Genomic DNA, 25,637 nt, shown 5'->3' on the forward strand with positions numbered 1-25,637 from the left:
TAAAAGTATTGAACAAGAAAGTGACTTCAACCTGAAGTCACTTTTTTCGTTTCGTTGTAACATGAGTTTTACACAGGTCTTACAGACTTAATATTGATTCCCTACGTTGAAACTCATAGAATAGGGATAATATGTTGGAAGACTGTTCCAAGAGAAGAAAACGAGTGGGGCAGGATACGGGTATGGATATCACCTATGCTTTCACAGATGAACGTTTCAGGCGAGTTGTTTTGGATCGTTTTTGTAATCAGCGCGGGTTCATTCAGGACAGTGACATTCGAGAGGTTGAGACATTGCAACTTTCTAATCACAATATTAGCAATCTTGACGGAATCGAGTATTTCAGGGGTCTTCAAGAGATGGATTGTGCCTATAATCAATTGACCGGTCTGGATCTTACTCAGAATCACAAGCTGAGGATGTTACGTTGCAGAGAAAATCAGCTTCTTACACTGGACCTTAGTCCAAATAAAGAATTACAGGTGCTTGATTGCAGCTTTAATCGACTTCGTAAATTGGATCTTTCTCATAATTCCAAGCTTGTTACGTTGGAGTGCCACTGGAATATGTTGTCGGAGCTGGTTACAGAGTCCCTTGAGCGATTGGAGGAACTCAGTTGCAGTTATAACGCTCTTTTCTCGCTTGACCTTGAACACAATAAGCAACTGCAGCGACTCGATTGCGCCAACAATTACATGTTGGAACTTAATGTAACCGGTTGTCCAAATTTAATTGAACTTCGCTGTCACCACAACCATATCAAACAGTTGGATCTTCGTTCGAATTTGGTTTTGGAGAGTGTCCGTTGTTTTAACAATTACATTAGCGAGCTGGACATTCGACATAACGTGCAACTACGTGAGCTGTACTGTTCCGAGAACAAGTTGGCCGAGTTGGATTATAGTCTTAATCCCAAGCTGAAAAGATTGCAGTATGCCGACAATCTAATTTTTGAATCCAATCATGAAGTTCAGGGGATGGGTCTATTTCAGTATGATGGATCGATGTCCAACTATCAGACGCGCTTGCTGGTTCGGGGCAATGAGCTTGTAATCACTGCACAGGTTTCAACCAAGACAGAGATGGAAGCTTTATCCCCATACATGGAAGCGACGTGGAAACGGTGGGACATCCTTGGTGAGCAGGCGCTTAAAACCATTGCCGAGGCCCATCCGGACGAGGATATCAATGAATTGGTTTTGGCTGATGCCGAATTTCAGGGAGATCAATATTTCCGATTGGGTTATGATGCGGGGGATACACCTGCAGGCCGACTGTACATATACGCGGAGTTTGATGAGGATTTTCAAATGTTGGACACCTTGATCTATGAAACGTATTAAAGCCACGAGAACGTGGCTTTTTTGCTTTGTTATTTTTATGTTATTCAGCGTGCATTTTGTTGAAGCTAACATATTCGTTAATCGGTTTACGGTAACCGCGTGGACGCTGTTTGGCTTCCGACTTTTTGCCGATCGTAATCATCATGGCAGGTACATAATGGTCGGGAATATCCAAACTCCGTTGCAGTTCTTCCGAGTCAAAACCAATCATTGGACAGGTGTCCCAACCGCGATCCTGAGCGATCAACATCAATTGCATGGCAGACAGGCTGGCATTTCGAATCGCATCCTCACGTTGGAAGAATCTGCCGCGAGATTCGTAAAATTCAGTGACACTTTGGGATTCCTGCTCGTATTGGAACGGAGTGAGTGCGCCCAGGTTCAGCAAGCCTTCGTTAATGGTGCGGATATGATGGTGTGCGTTGACATCGCCCAAAACCACGATGACCGCAGAAGCTGTTTTTACCTTATATTGCTGGGAAGCTTCATAGACTTTCTCTATCTGTTCCTCATCTTTAAGCACAAGATAGTGCGTGTGTTGCAGGTTAAAGGCAGATGGTGCGAATTTGTTCAGGGCAAACATCTCTTGCAGTTCCGAATCCGAAATTTCAATTCCTTCTTCAAAAATAACGGCCGATCTACGATTTTTGACTAGATTCTCTAACTCACTCATGATGGTTTCCCTCGCTTATGTATGATTTATAAACTGACTATAACACACTTAGTTACTTTATGTAAGTATTATTTTAGAATAAGACAAGGTTTGCCTGCCATACGCTAAAATAAAACACTAGAGGTGATTCATGAGAACATTCATCACAAGGTATAAGGGAGGACATAACCCGAATGAATTTCGGGTATATGTGATCCAATCTTCAACCCTAAAACGTTTTGTGGTTATGGAAATTATTCTGGGCTCAATCGTTTACAACGTCGCACTTTACTTGTGCCATAATGCACTACTTGCTGGAGTGGGTTCTTGGGCCGGAACGGAAAGCATGAAGAGATTGCCGCTGGTTTTTAGAAGAATTGCAGGTACATGATGAGGTGTACAAAGAAGGATTGGAGCAGAAGAGGGCCAGTTTCGGCCCCATCTTTTGCTTCAGCTGAGCTTTAGACATGCTTCTTTTATCTGATGGGATAACTGACTAAACTTGGGTTTCAAACCTGCCTTATTTGGCACGTTCCAAATACTGCTCCAACGTAAGTTTCTGGTTGGTAATCTCACCAGCAATATATACCCCTACATAACGTACATGCCATGGCTCATAAGAATAGCCTGTCAATTTCTCCTGATCTTTGCCATAACGGATGATGAATCCGTACTTGTGGGCATTGGCTTTCAGCCATTTGCCTTCTTTGGTGTTGCCGAAGCTTTGTTGTAGATCATAACCGGCCGAAGCGCTGGAGATATCCATGGCTAGACCAGTCTGATGTTCGCTTTGTCCTGGACGAGCACTTGTTTTGTTGGCAACAGCTTCACCTTTGATACTGGCATTACGGTCAAAAATCGATTTTTGGGTCGCATAAGAGCGATAGCCAGATACCGCTTTGATATCAATGCCGTCTTTTTTGGCGGCAGCGAATAATTTTTCAATCGCGGTTGCAGCCACTTTACGCATTTGTTTCTTCGGACTGGAACCTGAGAAGCTAAAAGGAATATTAGGTACGACCAAATCTTGAGGTGCATAAGTCGAAGGCAGATTTCTTTTTTTATTGACAAGCACAACCGTACTGGACACATTGGTCACCGTTGCCACGTTTTTAATCGTTTTGATCGTACGACCAGGTGCATTATCATGCAGAAATTGAGTGAAGCTGGAGCTTGCCGCAGATGCGACGGGATTCAGACTTGGAGTAATAGGAAGTGTAGTAAAAGCAGAACCTGCTACAACAGAGCCTACGAGAATTGTAGATATGATGGATTTACGAGTAAAAGATTTCATGATGAGTGTTCCTCCTCGGATTATATGAATCTATATACCGAGTATACTAGAGGATTATATCCATAGGTTCTCCAATTGTTTCCGAGTTGTAAACAAAGTTTGTTAGAGTCTTCTTTTTGCAACTCTGATAGAGGCAAATAAGGAAAAGAACGTTAAAAAAATCCGTTGCATTAGATGCAGCGGCTTTTGATGTGAAGAGAGGCAATGCTAGATTAATTCCTGCTGGAGACTGTATTACAACATGCAGGCGTCAGATCCACTGGAGTTTCCTACAGTTACGGCGCGGGTATCGCGAACACGAACGTTACCGCTGAGGACACCGGAATCACTGCTCAATTTGAAAGAAGGATAATTTTCTTCCGTATCCAGCTTCATGTGTTGTTCAAGATTCAGCTGCTGCTTCGGATCAACATAGAACGGGACCAGATTGGTTTCAATCTGCGCGTCGAGAGTCGCAAGTTCGTCAACAATGATAATCGCGATAACTCCGTTACATCCGCAACCTTCCAGGTCATAGATTACTTTGAAATATCCGGGTTGGTCATTCAGGCTTTCGGTCAAGCGTTTTGCAGCCAGATCAGTAATTTGAATATACATATGGGAACACTCCTTTATAAATGAAAAAAGTGGTGAAAGGATAATTTATACTCTCAATGACTACCAATATTATACCACTATCGACATAAATCAACGCATTATTTTTTCATGAACAGATAGCTCTAGTGAAAATGATGGAAGCAACACCATTATCCGGAGCAGTGATTATACGAACACACTTTTGGGGAAATAGATGAGAATGAATGTTAGGGCGTGTCTGAGACACGCCCTAGATAAAGGGGCGAAGAGTGCGGATGATTCAGTTTGAAAATGTATCTAAACAATATCCTGATGGGACTACAGCCTTGCGTCAGGTTAATCTCAACATTAACAAAGGAGAGCTGTTCGTCATGATTGGTCCAAGTGGATGTGGCAAAACCACCATGCTCAAAATGATCAATCGCCTGATTGAACGAACAGATGGAACAGTACGCATCAATGAACGCCCAATCGATGAATACAACATTCACGAATTGCGATGGAATATCGGATATGTGCTGCAACAGATTGCATTGTTCCCGCATATGACCATTGCCGAAAATATCGCGGTTGTCCCGGAACTCCGAAAATGGAAGTCAGATCAAATCAAAGAGCGCGTACATACGCTACTGGACATGGTTGGATTGCACGGAGATACGTACAGTGAACGTAAACCTGCCGAGTTATCTGGAGGACAGCAACAGAGAATTGGTGTGTTGCGTGCACTCGCTGCTGACCCCGAGATAGTTTTGATGGATGAACCGTTCAGTGCACTCGATCCGATGAGCCGCGAGAAATTGCAGGACGATATTCTGGATATCCAGCGTCAGATGAAAAAAACAATTGTGTTTGTTACCCATGATATTCAGGAAGCGATGAAGCTGGGGGATCGCATCTGCATTATGAAGGATGGACAGGTTTTGCAGGTAGGCACTCCGGAAGAACTGATCCAGCATCCAGCGAATGATTTCGTACGCGAGTTTGTGGGGAGTCCAAGTTCCGATATGAGCGAACAGTCTGCATTTGATCTCGAATCCATCATGTCGCCGCTCTCACCTGGTCATGTGCCAAAATCAGCCAAAACTGCCGTTCCCGTATCCATTACGTTGACGGAGCTAGTTGAGATCATGGCTTCCCATGACCATCTACTGGTTGAACGTAACCGCCAGATTATTGGCGAGATCAGTCGGGCTGATCTGATGAAATATTGGTCTGGTCAGTTACAGGAGCGAGGTGATGGACATGAGTAGATTCACGGAGGTGTTCAGCGAGCGTAAAGGTCAGTTATTGTCTGCACTGCTTGAACATATTCAGATCTCATTTATCGCGTTGTTTTTTGCTGTTCTAATTGCTATTCCGCTTGGTATCTACTTGACACGAAAGCCAAGAGTTGCTGAACCGATTATCGGGGTTACGGCTGTATTGCAAACCATTCCTTCTCTGGCGCTTCTCGGATTGCTTATCCCGTTATTCGGCATAGGCACACTGCCTGCAATTATTGCACTGGTGGTGTATGCGCTGCTCCCGGTACTTCGCAACACGTACACAGGCATATCCGAAGTCGATCCTTCCATGGTCGAAGCGGCGAATGCGATGGGCATGAATAGTCGGCAACGGCTAATCAAAGTGGAGCTGCCGCTGGCGATGCCTGTCATTATGGCCGGAATTCGGACCGCGATGGTCCTGATTGTAGGAACGGCGACACTTGCTGCTTTGATCGGCGCAGGAGGCTTGGGTGCATTAATCTTACTGGGCATTGATCGGAATGATACGGCACTGATCATCCTAGGAGCTATTCCAGCCGCATTGTTGGCCATTTTGTTTGATGTGCTATTGCGTCAGTTCCAGCGCTTGTCATTCAAGAAAACTTTGGTTACCTTGGGTTCGCTTGCTCTGATCGCGATACTTGTGATCACCATTCCCTTTTTTGCGAGGGGAGGACAGAAGGATCTCGTCATTTCCGGGAAACTGGGGGCGGAACCCGAAATTCTGATTAATATGTACAAATTACTGATTGAAAAAGATACAGACCTGACCGTTGAACTAAAGCCCGGATTAGGCAAAACGCCATTCCTTTTCAATGCACTCAAGTCAGGGGATATTGATATCTATCCTGAATTCACAGGGACAGCCATCTCCGAATTCATGAAGGAAACGGCTGTGAGTACGGATCGAACAGAGGTTTACGAACAGGCTAGAGATGGAATGCTGAGTCAGTTCAACATGGTGCTTCTGAAACCTATGGATTACAACAACACGTACACTTTGGCTGTACCCCAGAGTATCGCAGATCACAATCTCAAAACGATTTCCGACCTCAAACCGGTGGAGCAGCAGATGAAGGCAGGATTCACACTTGAATTCTCGGATCGGGAAGACGGATACCTTGGCATTCAGAAGAAGTATGGGATTGAATTCCCGAACGTGGCAACCATGGAACCCAAGCTTCGCTATGGTGCTCTTCAGCGGGGCGATATTAATATCGTAGATGCCTACTCCACAGATAGTGAGTTGAGACAATATGAACTCGTTGTGCTGGAGGATGATCAGAAGTTATTCCCACCGTATCAAGGCGCGCCGATGCTTCGTAAAGAAACGGCAGATCAATATCCACAACTGGTTGAGGTGCTGAATCAGCTTGCTGGCAAAATTACCGATGACGATATGCGTCAGATGAACTATGACGTGAACGTAGAGGGAGCGAATCCCGAAAAGGTGGCAGCAGAGTACCTTAAACAGGCTGGATTGCTGTAACTTCAGGCATCACTGCAATAGATATACCAAAAGGATGAGGAGGAACAGTGATGACCCAAGAAACCTATGACTTAATTGCAATCGGAACAGGAAGCGCCGCAAGCTCTGTAATTACCCGCTGTGCTGAAGCTGGCTGGAAGATAGCTGTGATTGATGAACGTGAGTTCGGCGGAACCTGTGCACTGCGTGGCTGTGATCCCAAGAAAGTACTGGCCGGAGCCGCGGAGCTGATTGACTGGAATGAACGGATGCAAGGGAAAGGAATTCAAGGACAGGCGAGAATAGACTGGTCTGAATTGATGGCGTTTAAGCGCACTTTTACCGAGAGCATACCCAGAGCAAGCGAGGATAAATTCAAACAGGCCGGAATGGATACGTTTCATGGTAAAGCATCATTTGTCGATGAAGACCATATTCAAGTTGGAGAAGAAGTGCTTCATGGCAAACATATTCTGATTGCTACAGGTGCAAGACCTGCACCACTTCAGATTGAGGGTTCAGAGCATCTCCTATACAGTGATGACTTTCTGGATCTGGAACAACTGCCGGATCGATTAGTTCTGGTAGGCGGTGGCTACATTGCATTTGAGTTTGCTCATATTGCGGCCAGAGCCGGGACGGAAGTCCACATCCTGCATCGGAGTGAACAGCCACTGAAATCATTTGATGCGGAACTAGTGGAAGCTTTGTTGCAAAAATCGAAAGAGGTCGGCATTCATGTTCACTTGAACGCGGAGGTGAAATCCATACGGCAAGAGGGGAACGCCTATGTCGTTCATGGTACACGCAATGGTGCAGATCACCAGTGGCAGTGCGGACTTGTCGTGCACGGAGCCGGGCGCATTCCCAATGTGGATGGCTTGGAATTGGAGAATGGCAACGTCAGCTACAGCAAAAAGGGGATTACGGTGAACGAGTATTTGCAAAGTGAAAGCAATCCACGAGTGTATGCTGCTGGCGATGTGACCGACACAAAAGGACTGCCTTTGACCCCGCTAGCTGGACAGGAATCCCGCGCGGTATCGTTTAATTTGTTGGAGGGAAATCAACACAAACCAAATTATAAAGTCATGCCTTCCATTGTGTTTACTGTCCCCGCACTTGGATCTGTAGGCATGAGTACGGAACAAGCCCAGAAAGAAGGCTACGAGGTACAAGTCAATGATATGTCGAAATGGTATACTTACAAGCGAACGCATGAAAAAGTTGCCATGGCCAAAGTGGTGATCGATAAATCAACCGGCCGTATTCTGGGTGCGCATGTGCTCGGTAGCAAAACAGAAGAATTGATTAACCTTTTTGCAATGGCGATTCAATTCAATCTAACGACTGATCAGCTAAACACCATGAATTTTGCATATCCTACTGCTGCATCGGACTTGGGTTCTCTATTGTAGAAGTGATGATGTCCCCTCTTTGGGACGGAAGGAAGGATGAGAATAGCGATGTCATCGGATTTTATAGGGCTGCATGAAGGCAAGTGGACCACGGAACCTGTTGCTGCGCGGATGGATAGGGATCGTTTCGTCGTGGAAGCTCAGGAAGGTAGTGACTTCTGGGAAAAAACATTCTACGGGTTCTGTCATCGGAATGGACACGCCATGCTTGCACCATGGGATGGAACGGAAGCCATTCAAATATCTTTCGATCTGAGTTCATTTACCGAATTGTATGATCAGGCGGGATTAATGTTATGGTACGGGGAAGATCAATGGATCAAGGCTGGGGTTGAAGTCAATGATGGTGTCGCTCATGTTGGAGCCGTCGTGACGGATACGTATTCCGATTGGTCATTATCTCCGGTGCCAGAGTGGGGTGGACGAATTGTAACGATCAGAGCCTCCTACAGTAACGAGGCCGTTGTCATACGTGCTCGCACAGATGAGCATGCCTGGCGAACGATTCGAGTTGCGCGGTTTGCCTATCCGACGAACAAACAAGCCGGTCCGTTCCTATGTTCACCGAAGCGTGCAGGTTTCGAGGTAGCCTTTACGAAGTGGACATCCACGGCACCGGATGAAGACTTGCACACAGATCCGCCAATTACGGATTAAGACAAGTTAACAAGTTAAGATGTACTTTAAACAATGAAACTTGAACAAGTATATCTGGCTTAAAAAGCAAGGTAATACAAATAAGCAAGTCTTCCATTAATGGAGGACTTGCTTATTTTCGTGTTTACATTTTGGACCATGAAGAGTACTAGAGTACTCCAGGTACTCATTTCATAATTTACCGGGTACGCAAGTTTTTTTGCATGTACAACGAGAGTGCTTGCGAACTTTACTGAGTTTAACGTTTATTTACTCGTGTCCGTATCCACGGACTGGGACTCGTTCTCTTTTTCATCCTCATCATAATTGGACTTATTAAACTCCAGCATACGCTCCTCGTAATCGTCCAGGAACCATAGTGGGTCCATACTGTCTTCCTCACCGTTGTAATTGATCACGATCTCTTCGCCAGCTTTGATATCTGTATATGCGTAGAAGTCAAAGGTGTGGTTATCAAAATTGATATCATAAGTAGCGTTAGGTTCATAAGAGTGGTTGATCAGACTGCCGTAGCCGAGCAGAATGGCGGTATGATTCGCCCCATATTCGAACACGTAATCTTCCAGGATCGTTTTTTCGACATGCTCATGATCTTCATTCGGGTAAGGCACGACGGGTGCCTGATGGATAAGCGTTCCTTTGGCAATATCAACGGTAGCAAATACCCCACGGTTAAATTCACCACCATCACCTAACTTGGATTGTTTCACTTCAATCATAATCTTCACCTGATGCTCTTCGAAGAGCTCCGTTCTGTATAGTAGTAAATCATTAAGGCAAAATTTTAACCCATACTTTCATATAAGGCAAATTTCCGCCAAAAAGGTGGAATAATTTTTAATATGGCGTTGAGTTGTGCAGGATATAACGCTTATAATATACAAAGAATTAAGTCTATATAGAAAAGGTGTCATGAATGAGCATATTAAATGTAGAAAAATTAAGTCACGGTTTTGGTGACCGTGCTATCTTTAACGACGTTTCATTCCGCCTCTTGAAGGGCGAACATATTGGTCTGATCGGGGCCAATGGTGAAGGTAAATCCACCTTCATGAACATTATTACAGGCAAGCTTCAGCCGGATGAAGGCAAGGTAGAGTGGTCCAAACGGATGCGTGTTGGTTATCTGGACCAGCATGCTGTATTGAACAAAGGCCAATCGATCCGTGACGTACTTCGCGGCGCGTTCCAGTATTTGTTCGACATGGAACAGGAAATGAATGATATGTATGGCAAAATGGGCGATGTGACTCCAGAGGAGCTTGAACAACTTCTTGAAGACGTGGGTACGATTCAGGATACGCTGACGAACCAGGATTTTTACATGATCGACGCGAAAGTGGATGAAACCGCACGTGGTCTGGGTCTGACAGATATCGGTCTGGATAAAGACGTCAATGACCTGAGTGGTGGACAGCGTACCAAAGTACTGCTTGCCAAGCTGCTGCTTGAAAAACCGGATATTTTGCTCCTGGATGAGCCTACGAACTATCTGGATGAATTGCATATCGAATGGTTGAAACGTTATTTGCAGGAATATGAGAATGCTTTTATTCTGATCTCTCACGATATTCCGTTCCTAAACAGTGTTATCAACTTGATCTATCACATGGAGAACCAGAATCTAACTCGCTATGTGGGCGATTATGATCACTTCCAGGAAGTGCATGAGATGAGAAAACAGCAGCTGGAGTCGGCGTACAAGCGCCAACAACAAGAGATTGCTGACCTCAAGGATTTTGTAGCGCGTAACAAAGCAAGTGTAGCCACACGCAATATGGCGATGTCCAGACAGAAGAAGCTCGACAAGATGGATGTCATCGAGATCGCCAAGGAGAAACCGAAACCACAGTTCAACTTCCGTGATGCAAGAACATCCGGCAAGCTCATTTTCGAAACCAAAGGACTTGTCATTGGATACAACGAACCGTTGTCCAGACCACTGGATCTGCGTATGGAGCGGGGACAGAAGATTGCCCTCGTTGGTGCGAACGGAATCGGTAAAACAACCCTGATGCGCAGTATTTTGGGTGAAATACAAGCTCTGGAAGGAACTGTTCAACGCGGCGAACATCTGGAGATTGGTTACTTCCAGCAAGAGATGAAGGATGCCAACTACAATACGTGTATTGAAGAGATCTGGCAGGAGTTCCCTTCTTATACCCAATTCGAGGTGCGTGCTGCACTTGCGAAATGTGGTTTGACTACAAAACACATTGAGAGCAAGGTAGCTGTACTAAGTGGTGGGGAGAAAGCCAAAGTGCGTCTCTGTAAGCTGATCAACAATGAAACCAACCTGCTTGTACTCGATGAGCCGACGAACCATCTGGACGTTGATGCCAAGGAAGAGTTGAAACGTGCGCTCAAGGCTTACAAAGGCAGTATTCTTCTGATTTCCCACGAACCGGAATTCTATCGTGATGTCGTTACGGAGACTTGGAACTGTGAGTCGTGGACAACGAAAGTATTCTAAGTTATTACGAGCGAGCTTGCGAACAAGCTCGAAGGGTGAGAAAAGGCGCGAATTTTGCTTGCAAAACAGGCAGAACTCGCGTCTTTTTTGCATGGTTTTAACGAAAAATGTTTGAGTCGAATTCATAGTTGACAGCTTGAATAAGGCAATAATATAATTCAGGAAAGCGATTACATTTATATATTAGAAACCTGTTTCACTGCATAGGGGCAAAGGAAGATACGGTATTCCAATTGAGTATCATTGCACTTAGAAGGGAAGACGGGTCTTTTTTTGCGCTCAAATGAAACCGGTTTCATTAAAATAAGGAGGTGGCCTAGCTCGTTACTGACCGCTGCTGAGGACAGGCTGGACAACAACACTGCGCCTTCAAGAACCATGCTTTCATCTTCCAAGCCAAAGGAGAGAATGAACATTGGATAAACTCAGGAAACCCATGATATTCATGTTATCTGCAACACTTGCGCTATCCTCTGGACCGCTGCTGCTGCCGAGTAAGGCATTTGCCGATCTGAACCGTATACCCGCCACGTTGTTGCAGGACGATTTTTCGGATGGGGATTTCACGGCATCACCTGCCTGGAACGTTAGCTCAGGCAATTGGGAAGTGATCGCGGACCCGACAGATGGTTCCAACTCCACACTTTTCCAGAGCGATACCAATGAAGGCATCATCTCCACCGGAGACTCCATGTCGGACATGACCGTGTCCATGCGCTTTTTCACTGGAGCCGGTCAGGGGTATCCGGGAATATTGCCGCGGTTTCAGGATAAGAGCAACTTTTACTATTTTCAAATGCAAGTTCCTAACAATAAACTCGTTTTCTCGAAAAGGGTAAACGGGTCAGATACACCACTGAAAACGGTGGACTATGCATTTGCCAAAAATACGTGGTACACGCTCAAAGTGGTGCTGTCGGGTACCTCCATTCGCGGGTATATCGTCGAAAACGGCTCCGATCGGTTGGTATTTGGTCTGGTCGATCCTACATACGGTTCAGGTACCGTTGGCATTCGAAATAAGTGGCAGTCGATCCATGCAGATGACGTGACCATCGCCGAGCCGCCGCCGGGGAATGATATTCAGCTCTCTATTGCTGAGCAGACGGCTTCTTCGGTTTCACTGCAATGGTCTGAAATCGCGGGAGCATCAGCCTATCGCTTGTACCGTTCCTCTACGTCTGAAGGCGGTTATTCTCTGGTAACCAACACCGGAACTTTGGGACACACAGATGAAGGATTAAGCGGGGATACGGTGTATTATTACAGGCTTGCTTATGAATACGGAGGCCTAACCGAATCATTATGGACTGCTCCGCTGGAAGTTCGGACAACTGCGTCGGCACCACAGGCTCCTGGCGAATTAAAGGCCGAGGCACTTAATGCCACAAGCGTAAAGCTATCTTGGTCCGCTGTGGACAAGTCAACTGGTTATCGCGTGGTTCGGGCTGAATCTGGAAGTGACCAGTATGAGCAGGTATACGAAGGGAAGGGGCTTGTTTTCACAGATGAGGGGCTTGAGCCCGGTAACAGTTACAGCTATCGTGTAACAGCCTATAACGCAGCTGGGGAGTCAGCATTCACCGTTGCAGAAGCCACGACGTATTCCATTGACTCTCCTGCAGAGTTTGCTGCAACAGCTGTGACGGATACATCGATCTCTCTCGGATGGAATGTCCTACCTGGATCTGATGTAACGTATACAGTGTCCCGTGCAACTAGTGCAACGGGGACATATCAGCAGGTGTACAGTGGCAATGAAAGCACGTTTACCGATAGTGGTCTGACGATGGGTACAGGATATTTTTACATCCTCCAGGCGACCGTAGACGGCGTAACTTCTCCCGCATCCGCACCGTTGGGGGTTGCCACAGTTCGCACAAGCATTACTCCGGGGCAATTGTGGCCAGATCTGGACGGGAAGCCGATCGATGCGCATGGAGCTGGTTTTTTCTATGATGAACAGACAGAGACCTATTACTGGTATGGCGAATATCATAAGGGCGGCTGGCCAGCGGTTGGTGTGCGTGTGTATTCTTCCAAGGATCTGATGAACTGGACGGATGGAGGCATGGCTTTAACGACGCTCCAATCGATGGATGATTTTGACAATGACCCGTTGATCTCTGAATTGTATGCGGGGCGTGAGGACCGCGTGGATATCTGGGCAGATATTCGCAGAGGTCGGATTATTGAACGACCAAAAGTCATCTACAACGACAAAACGAAGAAATACGTAATGTGGGCTCATATGGACGGAGACAAGGACCCGTACAACAATAATGCGAACTACGGTAAAGCGCGAGCAGGTTACGCGATCAGCGACTCTCCGACAGGGCCTTTCGTGTATCAGAAAAGTTACCGAATGGACAGAACCCCCGAAGGAGAGAAAGATTACTTCCCAAGCGATGTGGGGATGGCTCGTGATATGACACTATTTAAGGATGATGACGGCACCGGTTATCTCATCTACTCCAGCGAAGAAAACCTGACGCTGTATATCTCCAAACTGACTGAAGACTACAGTGACGTAACAGGGTGGCATAAGGAAGGTCGAACGGATGACAAAGGCAATCCGGTACGCGATTCCACCTATCAGGCGCAATACGGCGTCGATTACGTGCGGGTGTTCCCGGGAGGGCAACGCGAAGCGCCAGCGATGTTCAAGTACCAGGGTAAATATTATATTTTGACTTCTGGAGCTTCTGGCTGGGCCCCTAATGAAAACAAAGTGACGGTGGCGGACAATATTTTCGGGCCTTGGTCAACGCAGACCAATCCGTTTGTACGTACGTTGCAAAGTGATCCCGATCCAGGCAAAGCATTTGGCACACAGACCACATCCGTCATTCCGGTCGATCCGGAAAAAGGAAAATTCATTTACGTGGGGGATACGTGGAATGGTGGCAATTTCTCAAATGACGCTGCAAAATACGTGTTCTTGCCAATTGAGTTTGGAATAGGCTCTGACATTGCGATCAAGTGGTATAACAGTTGGACACCTGATCTGCTGAATTCGATGGGTAAGGTCGATATCGCTGATCCGTTGCCAGAAGCCGTGGCGCTTGGCAAAGTACCATCCCTGCCAACCACATTGAATGTGCGCGACGGTGGTGAACTGGTATCAACGCCAGCGGTATGGACGATTGATAATCGGGCCATGACGGCAGACGATTTTGCCAAGCCAGGACCGCTTATGTTACAGGTAACGACACCTGAATATAACAACAAAAAGCAGGCGGTTCGTGTAAACGTCATTCCAGAGAATGCACTATATTTTGTGAATAGCGGAGGTTATGAAACGGCTGATTATAGTCTCATGGGTGCCTATATGAAAGGAACGCTTGCCAATCCGGGAACACCGGATCAGATGTACGCTCCGGCAGAAGGACGCAATTGGGGTTACGTTAGTGCTGATGCGTTGGCATCCGGTTCGAATGGCGGGGATATATTCTCGACCGTGCGTTATCTGAACGGTGGCAATGTCAGCAATTCTCCTAAAGGTACGGACTTAACCTATACATTTGATGTGCCGAACGGGACATACGATGTATACGCAGGATTCAACGATCCGTGGACCAATGCATCGCGGAGAGCAAATTTCCTTGTTAATGGCGCCAATACGGGTGCAGTTACTTTTACACCTGCCAGTGTGAGAGCGCACAAAGGCATTAGTGTGTCGGACAACAAGCTGGAACTGACCGTGCGCAACACGGCATCGCAGGACCCGATGATTAGTTGGATTATGATCGTTAAACCAGAATCGGCACCACCTGCCAATGACAGTGCTGGCCTCAATGCTGAGGCGTTTGATTCAACGAGCGCAACGCTTCATTGGGATGCACGTCTTGGCGCAGCAAGCTATAAGCTCTACCGCTCAGATCGTGAGCAAGGTGAGTATATAGTGGTCTATAACGGAAATTTGAGAGAATACAAGGACAGTGAGTTGAACCCCGGCACAGATTACTATTACAAAGTGGAAGCTTTTGATGCGTCTGGGCAATCCGTGAGTAGTTTATCTTCCGCATATCAGGTACTTACGGTCCAGCAGACCGCTGCCGATGTAGCTACAGGCATTACGGAACTGGAACAGCCTTCTACAGGTGCAAAAAAACTGAAGTTACCGGTAGTGCCGCAAGGTTTCACGGCGACGATCGCTTCCAGTTCGGTACCGTCTGTCATTCAAACCGATGGAACAATTGTCCCGCCATCAAAGGAAACAAGGGTACTACTTGCATTGGAAATAACTCGAACTTCTGACGACAGTAAAGCTCTGACTGTGCCATTGACGGTGAAGGTACCTGCGTCTGTTCCTTCCCCCGGAGGTAACCCTGGTTCGGGCGGTAGTACAGGTGGTAACCAAGGAAATGGTTCAGGTTCAGGCAGCAATGGTGGACAATCAGGAAATAGTAGCCCAAGTGCGGAGAATCCTGCATCACAACCTGAACCACAGAAAGACCGTAGTGTTCTGGAGTTGCAGGGGCAATCTGACCAGAAGGGTGTAGTGCAGTCCAAAGTGGATGCTTCCACCATCAAAGAGGCTTTCAAAGTTGCGCCTTCAACAGAAGCGGGTCAGCGCTTGGTCGAACTTCGTCTGAAGCCAGTCTCGGGAGCAACTGCATATGAAGTGTCTCTGCCAGCCTCTGCATTATTGGATCAAGGTGAAACACATGTGTTCAACATCGTTACTGATCTGGGGACATTAGTGCTTCCTGCGACGTTGTTAACGAAGGATGTGGTTGGTGATGGGACTGCATCCATCCGATTGGTCAGAACGGAGCTACCGAAAAGAGTAGCAGATCAGCTTGGCACGCAGTATGGGGTTCAACTTGAACTGCAACTGGAGGGCCAACCATGGCCATCGGGAAGCGAGTTGGTGCTGCGTCTGCCTTACCAATCATCGCCAAATGCTCAGCAGGATCGGATTGTAGCATTTGCCATTGGCGCGAACGGTGTGGTAACCCCGTTGCCACAAAGTCACTACGATTCCAATAGTGGGCAGATTGTATTTTCCGTAACGTCTCTTGCAGGAAATTATGCTGTTGTCTCTGTGGAGCAGACATTCGCAGATCTTGCAGAAGTGCAGTGGGCCAAGAAAGCGATGGAGGCTTTGGCTGTCCGAGGCGTGATTGATGCCGAGACAAGTGAAGACTCCACCCAGTTGCATCCAAAACAGGAGATGACCCGCGGCCAATACGTGCAGTGGCTGATGACAGCGCTGGGCTTAAATACAGCTTCCGGGAATGCGTTCTCTGATGTGAACGAAAAGGCTCCTTACTACGAAGCAGTTACAGCTGCACGTTCGCTCGGTATCACCGGCGGTACCGGTGACGGGCGCTTCTTGCCAGAGTCCACGATCACCCGTCAGGAAATGATGACGTTGACAGTAAGAGCTCTTGCAGCGGCTGGACTGGTTGACTCTGAGTCGGCTGCAACAGATAGTCTCACTCGTTTCCGTGATGCTTCCGAGATTCGCTCCTATGCCCGGGATAGCGTGGCATTACTTGTGAATTTGGGTATTGCCAACGGGTACAACGATAAAGTGAAACCTCTTGCCGAAGCGACCCGAGCCGAATCGGCTACGTTGCTATATGCGATGATGAGCAAACTCGTATGGAATAAGTGATGATACACCAGAATCGCAGCGTGTGAAAAAGAAGGCTTACTTTGACCTGAAACCCAGGTTGGAGTAAGTCTTTTGGCGTTACCCTAACAGAGATGGATTCGCACATATTGTTCCTTTATCAGCGAAACTGATAAATGTCATAAAATCATTGAAATTGACCCTAAACACCCGGTGTGTTAGGTTTTAGAGAGAAGAAATTTAATTAATGTGATCATTTTAGTCGGAATTAAAATCGAAGCAATGCGCGAGGTGGCAAATAGTGGAACTTCAAGTGACAAACAGCCCTTTTAATCAAGAACAAGTTGAACTGCTTAATCGTCTTATTCCTACGCTGACCGATGGACAACGGACTTGGTTGAGTGGATATATTGCAGCAATTCAGGCAAGCGCGACAATAACGGCTCCAGCTAACCTGGTACAGGCTGCACCAACTACAGGTATTGCGCCTGTCAGTGCTCCGCCAGTGTCCAGGGAAGTGACGGTGCTCTTCGGTTCACAAACCGGGAATTCCAGTGGCCTATCGAAGAAGCTGGCCAAGAAACTTGAAGAGCAAGGTCTTCAGGTAACGTTGTCTTCGATGGGAGATTTCAAACCGAACGGACTCAAGAAAATTGAAAATCTCCTTATCATCGTTAGTACCCACGGCGAGGGTGAACCGCCGGATAATGCGATTCCACTGCATGAATTCCTGAACAGCAAACGGGCTCCGAAGCTCGAAGGACTTCGTTACTCGGTGTTGGCTCTCGGAGATACCTCCTATGAGTTCTTTTGTCAGACAGGTAAGGATTTCGATAATCGATTGCAGGAGTTGGGTGGTACAGCTCTTGTACCGCGCGTGGACTGTGATGTTGATTTTGATGAAGCAGCTGCGGAGTGGATGAATGAAGTATTGGCATCATTAAGCAGCACATCAGCTGCTGCGGGCACAGTAACCACTGAGGCTGTTACAGCTGCGGTGAGCGGTGGGGAATCCGAATATGATCGCACGAATCCATTCAAGAGTGAGGTGCTGGAAAATCTCAATCTGAATGGCAGAGGTTCGGACCGTGAAACACGTCACATTGAGTTGTCCTTGGAAGGGTCTAACTTGGATTACGAGCCTGGTGACAGCCTTGGGGTATTTCCTGAGAATCACCCGCGTCTTGTGGATGAACTGATTGCAGCCATGGGATGGAATGCCGATGAGCGCGTGACTGTGAATAAAAACGGGGATCAGGCATCCGTACACGAAGCGTTGCTGCGTTATTTCGAGATTACAGCTGTAACGAAACCGGTCGTGGAACAACTGGCGAAGCTGAATCCGGGAAGCGGATTGACAGCGCTGCTCGCAGATGATTCCGAATTCCGTACAGTTATGCACAGCTGTGATCTGCTGGATCTGGTTCAGGATTATAATCTGAAAGGCATTCCTGCCGGAGAATTCGTAGCTGCTCTTCGCAAAATTCCGGCACGACTATACTCCATCGCGAGCAGCTCGAAGTCTTTCCCGGACGAAGTTCATCTTACGGTTCGTACGGTACGTTATGAGGCACGTGGCAGAGAGCGTTACGGTGTATGCTCGGTTCATCTGGCTGAGCGAATCGAAGCTGGCAATACCTTGCCTGTATATATACAGCATAACCCGAATTTCAAGCTCCCTGAGAACCCGGATACGCCAATCATCATGGTTGGCCCAGGTACAGGCGTAGCGCCATTCAGATCTTTCCTAGGTGAACGTGAGGAAACTGGCGCAGAAGGCAAAACATGGCTGTTCTACGGGGATCAGCATTTTGCTACCGACTTCCTGTACCAGACGGAATGGCAGCGCTGGCTCAAAGATGGTGTGCTCACGAAGATGGATGTAGCCTTCTCCCGTGATACCGAACAGAAAGTGTATGTACAACATCGCATGCTGGAACACAGCAAAGAGTTGTACCAGTGGCTCCAGGAAGGTGCAAGTGTATATATCTGTGGTGACGAGAAAAAAATGGCACATGATGTGCATGCTGCGCTTACCACGATTCTTGAACAAGAAGGCGGCTTATCGCCTGAGCAGGCATCGGAATATCTGACACGGTTGCAACAGGATAAACGTTATCAGCGGGACGTCTATTAATTACCGGCCCAGCCGGATTGCATTAACCCGCAGAGACGAGAGGAGAAAGCAGCATGGCTTATAATAACTTACTTAACCCACAGCGCACGAATAGCGATGTGGAAGATATAAAGATCAAAAGTGATTACTTGCGCGGAAGTCTGACCGAAACGTTGGCTGATCGTATCACGGGTGCGATTCCCGAGGATGACAACCGTCTGATGAAACACCACGGCAGCTACATGCAGGATGACCGTGACCTGCGTAATGAGCGTCACAAATCCAAGCTGGAGCCTGCATACCAATTCATGTTGCGTGTGCGCGCTTCCGGGGGCATTGTAACGCCAGAGCAATGGTTGATGATGGACAGTGTTGCACATAAATATGCAAACGAGACGATTCGTCTGACCACACGTCAGTCTTTTCAACTGCATGGCGTACTCAAGTGGGATCTCAAGAACACCATTCGCGAAGTGAACGATTCATTGCTAAGCACGCTGGCTGCATGTGGTGACGTGAACCGTAACGTGATGTGTAACCCGAATCCGAATCAGTCCGATGTTCATGCCGAAGTGTATGAATGGGCATGTCAGGTGAGCAATCATCTGGACCCTCGCACGCGGGCTTACCATGAGCTGTGGCTTGATGGAGAGAAAGTGATTGATTCCCAGGATTCCGACGAAGAGGTTGAACCGATCTATGGCAAAGTGTATTTGCCACGTAAGTTCAAAATCGGCATTGCTGTACCGCCATCCAATGATGTGGACGTCTTTTCACAGGATCTTGGCTTTATTGCTATTGTGGAGAACGGCAAGCTGCAAGGCTTCAACGTTTCCGTTGGCGGTGGCATGGGGATGTCTCATGGTGACTCCAAAACCTATCCTCAGGTTTCCAAAGTTATTGGGTTCTGTACACCGGAGCAAATGATTGATGTTGCGGAGAAAACAGTCATGATTCAGCGCGATCATGGTGATCGTGCGGTTCGTAAACATGCTCGTTTCAAATATACGCTGGATGACCGTGGTGTGGAGTGGTTTATCGAAGAGTTGACTATCCGTTTGGGTTGGAAACTGGATGTGGCACGTCCGTATCATTTTGAGACGAACGGAGATCGATATGGTTGGGTAAAAGGCAATAATGGCAGATGGCATTACACGCTGTTCATTCAGAATGGTCGTGTAAAGGATGTTGACGGCTATCCGCTCATGACGGGTCTGCGTGAAATTGCCAAAGTGCATACGGGTGATTTCCGTCTGACGGCGAACCAGAATCTGATTATCGGTAATATCAGCAGCCAGAAGAAGAAAAAGATTGAAGCACTCATTCAGCAGTACACCCTGACCGATGGTGCGCATTACTCTGCGCTGCGCAGAAGTTCGATGGCTTGTGTTGCACTTCCGACCTGTGGTCTGGCAATGGCTGAATCCGAACGTTACTTGCCATCTTTGATTGATAAACTGGAGCCAGTACTGGACGAAGCAGGGCTGAGAGACAAAGAGATTGTCATTCGTATGACGGGCTGCCCGAACGGATGCGCAAGACCGATGCTGGCGGAGATTTCGTTTATTGGTAAAGCACCAGGTAAATACAACATGTATCTCGGAGGCAGCTTCACCGGACATCGCTTGAACAAGCTGTACAAAGAAAACATTGGCGAAACCGAGATTCTGGACACGTTGACTCCAATGGTGAATCAATATGCCAAAGAGCGCAATGAAGGTGAACATTTCGGAGACTTTGTCATTCGTGCGGGATATGTTCCAGAAGTGCTGGATGGTCGACAATTTCATGCTTAAATGACCGGGTAAGATGAACTGAAGTTAAGACTGATCTATGGCGGAAGCATTCCTTACGGAGTGCTTTTTGTTTACTATATATGATGGGAATATAGATAACGGGAGTTGCTGCAGAAAGATTGATGAGAGGATAATCTGTGGCTAAACTTCAAACGGAGATGGATAATCACCGGCGTTATTCCCATTTTTTCGTGTGTATTAACTTGTTGAAGTACGCTCAACAAGATATAATGGCATAGTAAAAGCAGATTACATGTTGAAAGTGAGCGGAAACGATATGGGTCGTAAGTGGAATAATATCAAGGAAAAGAAAGCTTCAAAAGATGCAAACACGAGCCGGGTCTACGCTAAATTCGGCGTTGAGATCTATGTAGCTGCCAAGAAGGGCGAACCGGACCCGGAAGCGAACCGTGCACTGAAAGTCGTGCTGGAACGTGCCAAAACGTATAATGTACCCAAAGCCATTATTGATCGTGCGATGGAAAAAGCAAAAGGCAGCGGGGATGAGAACTATGAAGAGCTGCGTTATGAAGGCTTCGGACCGAATGGTGCGATGGTCATCGTTGATGCACTTACGAACAACGTAAATCGTACAGCGCCGGAAGTGCGCTCTGCGTTTAACAAAAATGCCGGCAACATGGGTGTCAGCGGTTCTGTTGCTTACATGTTTGATCCTACAGCGGTTATCGGTGTTGAAGGCAAAAATTCCGAGGAAGTACTGGAACTTCTGCTTGAAGCAGATGTGGATGTACGTGATATCGTGGACGAAGACGATGCTGTGATTGTATATGCAGAACCGGATCAATTCCACGCTGTACAAGAAGCATTCAAAGCTGCGGGTATTACTGAGTTCACAGTAGCCGAGCTGACGATGCTTGCGCAAAACCATATTGAACTTCCAGAGGATGCACAAGCTCAGTTCGAGAAACTGATCGATGCGCTTGAGGACCTTGAAGATGTTCAGCAGGTCTACCATAACGTAGAGTTCGTGTAAGAAAACAAAGCGATACATGGTTTGATTGCATAAAAAAGAGTGTCTGACCAATCTCTAGGATTGGACGGACACTCTTTTTTTGTTTGTTTACGAGTCAGACTGCAACGTTCCAGGGGACTGATCTGATTTTTCCGATTTATTTCCACCGAACTTGAATAATACAATTCCACCCACAATGACAAGTACACCGAGCAGTTGATTCCACGAAAAAGGAATTTGCTCCAGACCGAGCCACCCCATGGAATCAAACAATAGAGCAAAGCTGAGTTGGGATGTTAGCACGATTGAGATAGCATACGTTGGGCCAAGTAGTTTCATCCCTTGAACGAGACAGAATACTACACCAACGCCGATGGCTCCGCTGAGCCAGTACCAAGGTTGCATATGTTGAAAGCTGAATGTATTTTTGCCTTCGACTAGCAGAGAGATGAGGAATGAAGCAATAAATCCGGTGAAAAGCACCATCGTTGTGGTGGACCATGAACCGGTGCGTTCATTGACTTTGCTATTAAAAATCGTTTGCAGACTGACAAGTGCACCTGCCAGCAACGCAAGCGAAATTCCTGTAATTAACATGGTTGTTGAACTCCTTATTCATAAATATTGTGACCCGCTATCTCACGTAGACCCGCTCGATCCTTGATCATAATCAATCCTTGATGTCGTTCAATTAATTCGTCTGCACATAGCTTCTGGATGACCCGATTCAGATGTCTGTAACTGGTGCCGATCAGATTTGCAATGTCGGTCAGATTGAACGCGTCCAGCTCTTCATGAACGACATTGCCCGCTTCTTCTGTCGAGATGGAGAGCAGGTAGCTGACTAGACGAACCTCAACGGGATACATCAGGTTGAAATTGGAAAAGTTCGAGTCAATGTAGAATTTGTGTGAGATGATTTTCAGCAAAAATTTAAGCAAAGGTGCATAATCGCTGGCAAGCTCAGCGAGCCATTGATAATGAATGCGAAGCATCACCACAGGCGATACGGCCTGAACCGTGTTGACAATATCGCTTTCGCGGACATACTCTATGTCGCCAACGACTTCAAGCGGTGTTTTGAAACAAAGCACCAGCGTTTTATCCTGAGCAGAGGTGGTGAAAATCTTGATTTTACCCTCGACCAGTACGTACAAATATTCGGAAGCTTCCCCTTCACGACAGATCAGTTCACACTTCTCGAAGTAGCATAACCTCATATGTGGACGCAGGGGCTCGTGAAATACCGTTTCGAGTTGATATTGTTTCAGATAGTTCATTAATTGGTGCTCATTATGGATCTCTTCCACGCTGTTACTCACCCCCGACGATATTCTCGAAAAGCTACAGTTTCATAATGATAACGCCCGTGATCATCAAGGCAATGCCCAGAAATTGCGGCAGTTTCATCTTTTGTTTCACCACGCCAAACCATCCGTTACTATCCACCAGAAAAGTCAGGAACAGCTGCGCAATCAACAGGGCCGAGATCGTGAATGTAACCCCAATTTGCTGAATGGCCGTTACTTCGCTGAAAATAATGACGGCGCCAAAAGCACCTCCCGCCAGGTACATGGGTTTCACTTGTTTGAGTCCTTGAAGGTTGGTGTCACGAACGAACAACAGGATCAGCGCCGCTAATATGAAGCCTGTTAGTTGCGTAATCGTAGCGGCCTGCCATGTGCCCATATCCGTGCTAATCCGAGTATTGGCAACCCCTTGCAGCGTGATACACGCACCACCCAGTAATGCAAAAATAATTCCTCTCATATGTACTCTCCTTATTCAATCACTTCGACTTCTATTTAATGATAAACTCACCCCGAACGCCAAGGACAAATGTCCTGAGCTTTGAAGTCACAGGATTTAGAGTACTATAAAGAACTCGGTAAATCCAGATGGGACATGAAGAGATGCGTGGCATATATGCTTAGTACTCATTTTTCATCATAATCTAACGAACCTCAGTGACGTTAAATGGCTATATTGGGTAGAAATTGGCTATAAAACAGGGGAAATGGAGGAATAAGGTGGCTACGATTCGTTACTTCTGAAAATGGGCAAATATTCGCTAAATAAAGTGTGTCATGTTCGTTAGCTAGCCAAGAAACTAGCCAAGAAATGAAAAAAGAGTCTGCCGACTCGACCCCGGAGCGTAGAAAGTATGTAAAGCTCCGAGGTACGCTGGGCAATGAGATTAGAAACCAACAATCAGTTAGATACTCCCCGTACAAATTAAATCTAGTATTAAATCACAGTATACAAAGGCTTCTCGTCTACAAAACGAACACACAATCCAGGAAAACGTTCTGCCAACCTGTCTGCCAAAAGCTTCATCCCCGAAGCCTCGCTCTCGGCATGTCCCATCATAATCAGTGCCTTGGACTTGCCTTGTTGCACGGCATCACGGATATATTCCGGTGTCTCCCATTCGAATCCTTCTCCAGCGATGATGAGATCCAATTGCTCGTTCTGAATCAGCGGAATCGTCAAAGGGCCATTACCTCGAAAACCTACCAGTACCGCTGCACGTCTACAGACTATTTCCTCATTGCCTGCAACGCGTATATAATCGATCCCCAGGGAACTTTTCACATGGTGAGCAATAGCTTCAACAGTCTGTCCTTCCGGAAAAGAAAGGATGTCTGCTTCCGGTAGTCGTTGTTCCACATAAGAGGACCATCCCAATGCCTGAATCAATCCTTCAGTAATGCCATCCGGTTGAAAGCGGTGGATGATATCATGACATCGATAGATAGAAATGCCTGCATTGTCGATCAACTTTCTCTTGTCCACATAAACCGAATCATTTGCAAGCCCATCCGTATGACTGTGATGGTTATAAAACGGAGATTCATGTGCAATGATCAAGTTAGCACCGTGCTGTATGGCTTGTTCAATAACATAATGTGTGGGCATAAAAGCAATGATAATACCTGTGACCTTGCGATCAAGTGATCCCGTAATGAGCTGATCCACCGTGTTTTCCGGCAATTCAATGTTTTCTGTGAGATGAAGTACAATGTCTTGAACAGTAAGGTCCATAGGATGCATTCCTCCAATGACAGGATATAAAGGTAGTGTACCATTTTGACATCTGAAATCTACTGTCTTCCAGATTATAGGGGTCATTTTTACTGTTTGCGGTTAATACTAAAACATACAGTTTACAGTCAGTTATGATAACAACGGAGGAATGAATTAGATGTGTACCGATGTTGGATTCATATAGTTTTCTCTAACAAGAATAAGTATACTTACATAGAGTCTTTGTCTGCATTAATGGAGCTGATTGCGGCGCAAGTCGTTCTATTTTAAGGCACGATGAGATTCAAATGAGGATAAGCATGAATTTGCATATACAGAACAGATTGTGAAAGGGGATAACTACGATGACATCAACAAATATTATGGAACGTCTGAAGAGCGAGACAGCTCATTATCACAGACAAGTAGAACAGAACCCTTATGCGAAAGCCATTATGAATCAAACTGTGACTATAGAAGAATATAGAACATATTTAGAGAAATTTTATGGATTCCTGAAACCGCTGGAAGATCAGGCTGTACAGCAGCCTTTCTGGGGGAGTACGGGATTGGATATCGAGATTAGAGGCAAGGCTGGACTGTTGGAAAAAGATTTACGTAATCTGGGTGCCAGTGAAGAGGAAATCAGCCAACTTCCGCTCTGTGAAGAACTGCCGGATATTTCAACACCTGCGCGTTTGTTCGGATATCTGTATGTCATTGAAGGGTCCACGAACGGTGGACAGATTATGACCAAGCGTTTGTCGCAGTTTCTGCCGATTGAAGCTGATCGCGGTTTGGAATATTTCAATGCCTACGGTACAGAGACTAGAACAAGATGGAGTGAGTTTATGGGTTTGCTGCAGCAGTCCATCAGTACTCCAGAAGATCATGACAACATGGTGCACAGTGCATCAGAGACTTTCCGACTGCTGGATCAGTGGATTAATACGGACAAGTAACATCCCTTTTCATCAACCCAAACGCCTGATTTT

At 46.5% G+C, this 25,637-nt stretch carries 20 protein-coding genes; 12 read left to right on the plus strand and 8 right to left on the minus strand.

Annotated elements, in window-relative coordinates:
* Positions 1-164: 164 nt before the first annotated feature.
* Positions 165-1,343 (plus strand): leucine-rich repeat domain-containing protein, encoded by a 1,179-nt coding sequence (locus OM416_RS23970; protein ID WP_264933741.1) that lies wholly within the window; start codon positions 165-167, stop codon positions 1,341-1,343.
* Between the two features lie 40 nt (positions 1,344-1,383).
* On the opposite strand, the gene OM416_RS23975 is transcribed toward OM416_RS23970, so the two are convergent.
* Complete coding sequence (locus OM416_RS23975) at positions 1,384-2,016, minus strand: nitroreductase family protein (RefSeq protein ID WP_076330914.1); 633 nt, start codon at positions 2,014-2,016, stop codon at positions 1,384-1,386.
* A 130-nt stretch (positions 2,017-2,146) separates the two neighbouring features.
* On the opposite strand from OM416_RS23975, the gene OM416_RS23980 reads away from it, so the two are divergent.
* Positions 2,147-2,386 carry a hypothetical protein gene (locus tag OM416_RS23980; protein WP_264933743.1) on the plus strand — a complete coding sequence of 80 codons (240 nt, stop codon included), beginning with the start codon at positions 2,147-2,149 and terminating at the stop codon, positions 2,384-2,386.
* Between the two features lie 129 nt (positions 2,387-2,515).
* On the opposite strand, the gene OM416_RS23985 is transcribed toward OM416_RS23980, so the two are convergent.
* Entirely contained in the window at positions 2,516-3,289 is a 774-nt protein-coding gene (locus tag OM416_RS23985; protein WP_264933745.1) for a D-alanyl-D-alanine carboxypeptidase family protein, read from the minus strand.
* 234 nt (positions 3,290-3,523) lie between these two features.
* The gene (locus OM416_RS23990) at positions 3,524-3,886 is read right to left on the minus strand and encodes an iron-sulfur cluster biosynthesis family protein (protein ID WP_062834125.1); all 363 of its coding nucleotides are present in this window, start codon (positions 3,884-3,886) and stop codon (positions 3,524-3,526) included.
* A gap of 254 nt (positions 3,887-4,140) precedes the next feature.
* Here OM416_RS23990 and OM416_RS23995 point away from each other — a divergent pair, with 254 nt between their 5' ends.
* From OM416_RS23995 to OM416_RS24010, 4 genes are read left to right on the plus strand one after another with little or no spacing between them, the layout of a single operon-like run.
* The gene (locus OM416_RS23995) at positions 4,141-5,115 is read left to right on the plus strand and encodes an ABC transporter ATP-binding protein (protein WP_264933747.1); all 975 of its coding nucleotides are present in this window, start codon (positions 4,141-4,143) and stop codon (positions 5,113-5,115) included.
* Complete coding sequence (gene opuFB, locus OM416_RS24000; RefSeq protein ID WP_264933749.1) at positions 5,108-6,619, plus strand: osmoprotectant update ABC transporter permease/substrate-binding subunit OpuFB; 1,512 nt, start codon at positions 5,108-5,110, stop codon at positions 6,617-6,619. The genes OM416_RS23995 and opuFB overlap by 8 nt, the downstream gene beginning before the upstream one ends.
* A 50-nt stretch (positions 6,620-6,669) precedes the next feature.
* A complete protein-coding gene (locus OM416_RS24005; RefSeq protein WP_264933751.1) occupies positions 6,670-8,016 on the plus strand; it encodes a dihydrolipoyl dehydrogenase family protein in 1,347 nt (448 codons plus the stop codon).
* Between the two features lie 48 nt (positions 8,017-8,064).
* Positions 8,065-8,673 (plus strand): DUF1349 domain-containing protein, encoded by a 609-nt coding sequence (locus OM416_RS24010; RefSeq protein WP_264933753.1) that lies wholly within the window; start codon positions 8,065-8,067, stop codon positions 8,671-8,673.
* Between the two features lie 245 nt (positions 8,674-8,918).
* On the opposite strand, the gene OM416_RS24015 is transcribed toward OM416_RS24010, so the two are convergent.
* The gene (locus tag OM416_RS24015) at positions 8,919-9,392 is read right to left on the minus strand and encodes an SET domain-containing protein (RefSeq protein WP_264933755.1); all 474 of its coding nucleotides are present in this window, start codon (positions 9,390-9,392) and stop codon (positions 8,919-8,921) included.
* 197 nt (positions 9,393-9,589) lie between these two features.
* On the opposite strand from OM416_RS24015, the gene OM416_RS24020 reads away from it, so the two are divergent.
* From OM416_RS24020 to OM416_RS24040, 5 genes are all read left to right on the plus strand, one after another.
* On the plus strand, positions 9,590-11,146 hold the full coding sequence (locus tag OM416_RS24020) for an ABC-F family ATP-binding cassette domain-containing protein (protein WP_017688769.1): 1,557 nt from the start codon (positions 9,590-9,592) through the stop codon (positions 11,144-11,146).
* Positions 11,147-11,561: 415 nt separating this feature from the next.
* Positions 11,562-16,772 (plus strand): S-layer homology domain-containing protein, encoded by a 5,211-nt coding sequence (locus OM416_RS24025; RefSeq protein ID WP_264933759.1) that lies wholly within the window; start codon positions 11,562-11,564, stop codon positions 16,770-16,772.
* Positions 16,773-17,031: 259 nt separating this feature from the next.
* Entirely contained in the window at positions 17,032-18,867 is a 1,836-nt protein-coding gene (locus OM416_RS24030) for an assimilatory sulfite reductase (NADPH) flavoprotein subunit (RefSeq protein WP_264933761.1), read from the plus strand.
* A gap of 53 nt (positions 18,868-18,920) precedes the next feature.
* Positions 18,921-20,642 (plus strand): assimilatory sulfite reductase (NADPH) hemoprotein subunit, encoded by a 1,722-nt coding sequence (gene cysI, locus OM416_RS24035; RefSeq protein WP_264933763.1) that lies wholly within the window; start codon positions 18,921-18,923, stop codon positions 20,640-20,642.
* A gap of 277 nt (positions 20,643-20,919) precedes the next feature.
* Positions 20,920-21,636, plus strand: a complete 717-nt coding sequence (locus OM416_RS24040; RefSeq protein WP_264934035.1) for a YebC/PmpR family DNA-binding transcriptional regulator — start codon at positions 20,920-20,922, stop codon at positions 21,634-21,636.
* A gap of 87 nt (positions 21,637-21,723) precedes the next feature.
* On the opposite strand, the gene OM416_RS24045 is transcribed toward OM416_RS24040, so the two are convergent.
* The 4 genes from OM416_RS24045 to OM416_RS24060 form a co-directional block, all read right to left on the minus strand.
* Positions 21,724-22,212 (minus strand): DMT family transporter, encoded by a 489-nt coding sequence (locus OM416_RS24045; RefSeq protein WP_264933765.1) that lies wholly within the window; start codon positions 22,210-22,212, stop codon positions 21,724-21,726.
* Positions 22,213-22,226: 14 nt separating this feature from the next.
* Positions 22,227-22,925 carry a Crp/Fnr family transcriptional regulator gene (locus tag OM416_RS24050; protein WP_264933767.1) on the minus strand — a complete coding sequence of 233 codons (699 nt, stop codon included), beginning with the start codon at positions 22,923-22,925 and terminating at the stop codon, positions 22,227-22,229.
* A 34-nt stretch (positions 22,926-22,959) separates the two neighbouring features.
* Positions 22,960-23,385 (minus strand): DMT family transporter, encoded by a 426-nt coding sequence (locus OM416_RS24055; RefSeq protein ID WP_062834136.1) that lies wholly within the window; start codon positions 23,383-23,385, stop codon positions 22,960-22,962.
* A gap of 477 nt (positions 23,386-23,862) precedes the next feature.
* A complete protein-coding gene (locus OM416_RS24060) occupies positions 23,863-24,660 on the minus strand; it encodes a Nif3-like dinuclear metal center hexameric protein (RefSeq protein WP_264933769.1) in 798 nt (265 codons plus the stop codon).
* A gap of 347 nt (positions 24,661-25,007) precedes the next feature.
* On the opposite strand from OM416_RS24060, the gene OM416_RS24065 reads away from it, so the two are divergent.
* On the plus strand, positions 25,008-25,604 hold the full coding sequence (locus OM416_RS24065; RefSeq protein WP_062834138.1) for a biliverdin-producing heme oxygenase: 597 nt from the start codon (positions 25,008-25,010) through the stop codon (positions 25,602-25,604).
* Positions 25,605-25,637 lie beyond the last annotated feature (33 nt).

Source organism: Paenibacillus sp. LS1, assembly GCF_026013365.1.
GTDB lineage: Bacteria > Bacillota > Bacilli > Paenibacillales > Paenibacillaceae > Paenibacillus.

Coding starts and splice junctions, on each gene's coding strand:
- OM416_RS24065 (WP_062834138.1), top strand. CDS start 25,008: ATGACATCAACAAATATTATGGAACGTCTGAAGAGCGAGACAGCTCAT.
- cysI (WP_264933763.1), top strand. CDS start 18,921: ATGGCTTATAATAACTTACTTAACCCACAGCGCACGAATAGCGATGTG.
- opuFB (WP_264933749.1), top strand. CDS start 5,108: ATGAGTAGATTCACGGAGGTGTTCAGCGAGCGTAAAGGTCAGTTATTG.
- OM416_RS24060 (WP_264933769.1), bottom strand. CDS start 24,660: ATGGACCTTACTGTTCAAGACATTGTACTTCATCTCACAGAAAACATT.
- OM416_RS23995 (WP_264933747.1), top strand. CDS start 4,141: ATGATTCAGTTTGAAAATGTATCTAAACAATATCCTGATGGGACTACA.
- OM416_RS23985 (WP_264933745.1), bottom strand. CDS start 3,289: ATGAAATCTTTTACTCGTAAATCCATCATATCTACAATTCTCGTAGGC.
- OM416_RS24045 (WP_264933765.1), bottom strand. CDS start 22,212: ATGTTAATTACAGGAATTTCGCTTGCGTTGCTGGCAGGTGCACTTGTC.
- OM416_RS24005 (WP_264933751.1), top strand. CDS start 6,670: ATGACCCAAGAAACCTATGACTTAATTGCAATCGGAACAGGAAGCGCC.
- OM416_RS24010 (WP_264933753.1), top strand. CDS start 8,065: ATGTCATCGGATTTTATAGGGCTGCATGAAGGCAAGTGGACCACGGAA.
- OM416_RS24040 (WP_264934035.1), top strand. CDS start 20,920: ATGGGTCGTAAGTGGAATAATATCAAGGAAAAGAAAGCTTCAAAAGAT.
- OM416_RS24055 (WP_062834136.1), bottom strand. CDS start 23,385: ATGAGAGGAATTATTTTTGCATTACTGGGTGGTGCGTGTATCACGCTG.
- OM416_RS23990 (WP_062834125.1), bottom strand. CDS start 3,886: ATGTATATTCAAATTACTGATCTGGCTGCAAAACGCTTGACCGAAAGC.
- OM416_RS24020 (WP_017688769.1), top strand. CDS start 9,590: ATGAGCATATTAAATGTAGAAAAATTAAGTCACGGTTTTGGTGACCGT.
- OM416_RS23980 (WP_264933743.1), top strand. CDS start 2,147: ATGAGAACATTCATCACAAGGTATAAGGGAGGACATAACCCGAATGAA.
- OM416_RS24015 (WP_264933755.1), bottom strand. CDS start 9,392: ATGATTGAAGTGAAACAATCCAAGTTAGGTGATGGTGGTGAATTTAAC.
- OM416_RS23975 (WP_076330914.1), bottom strand. CDS start 2,016: ATGAGTGAGTTAGAGAATCTAGTCAAAAATCGTAGATCGGCCGTTATT.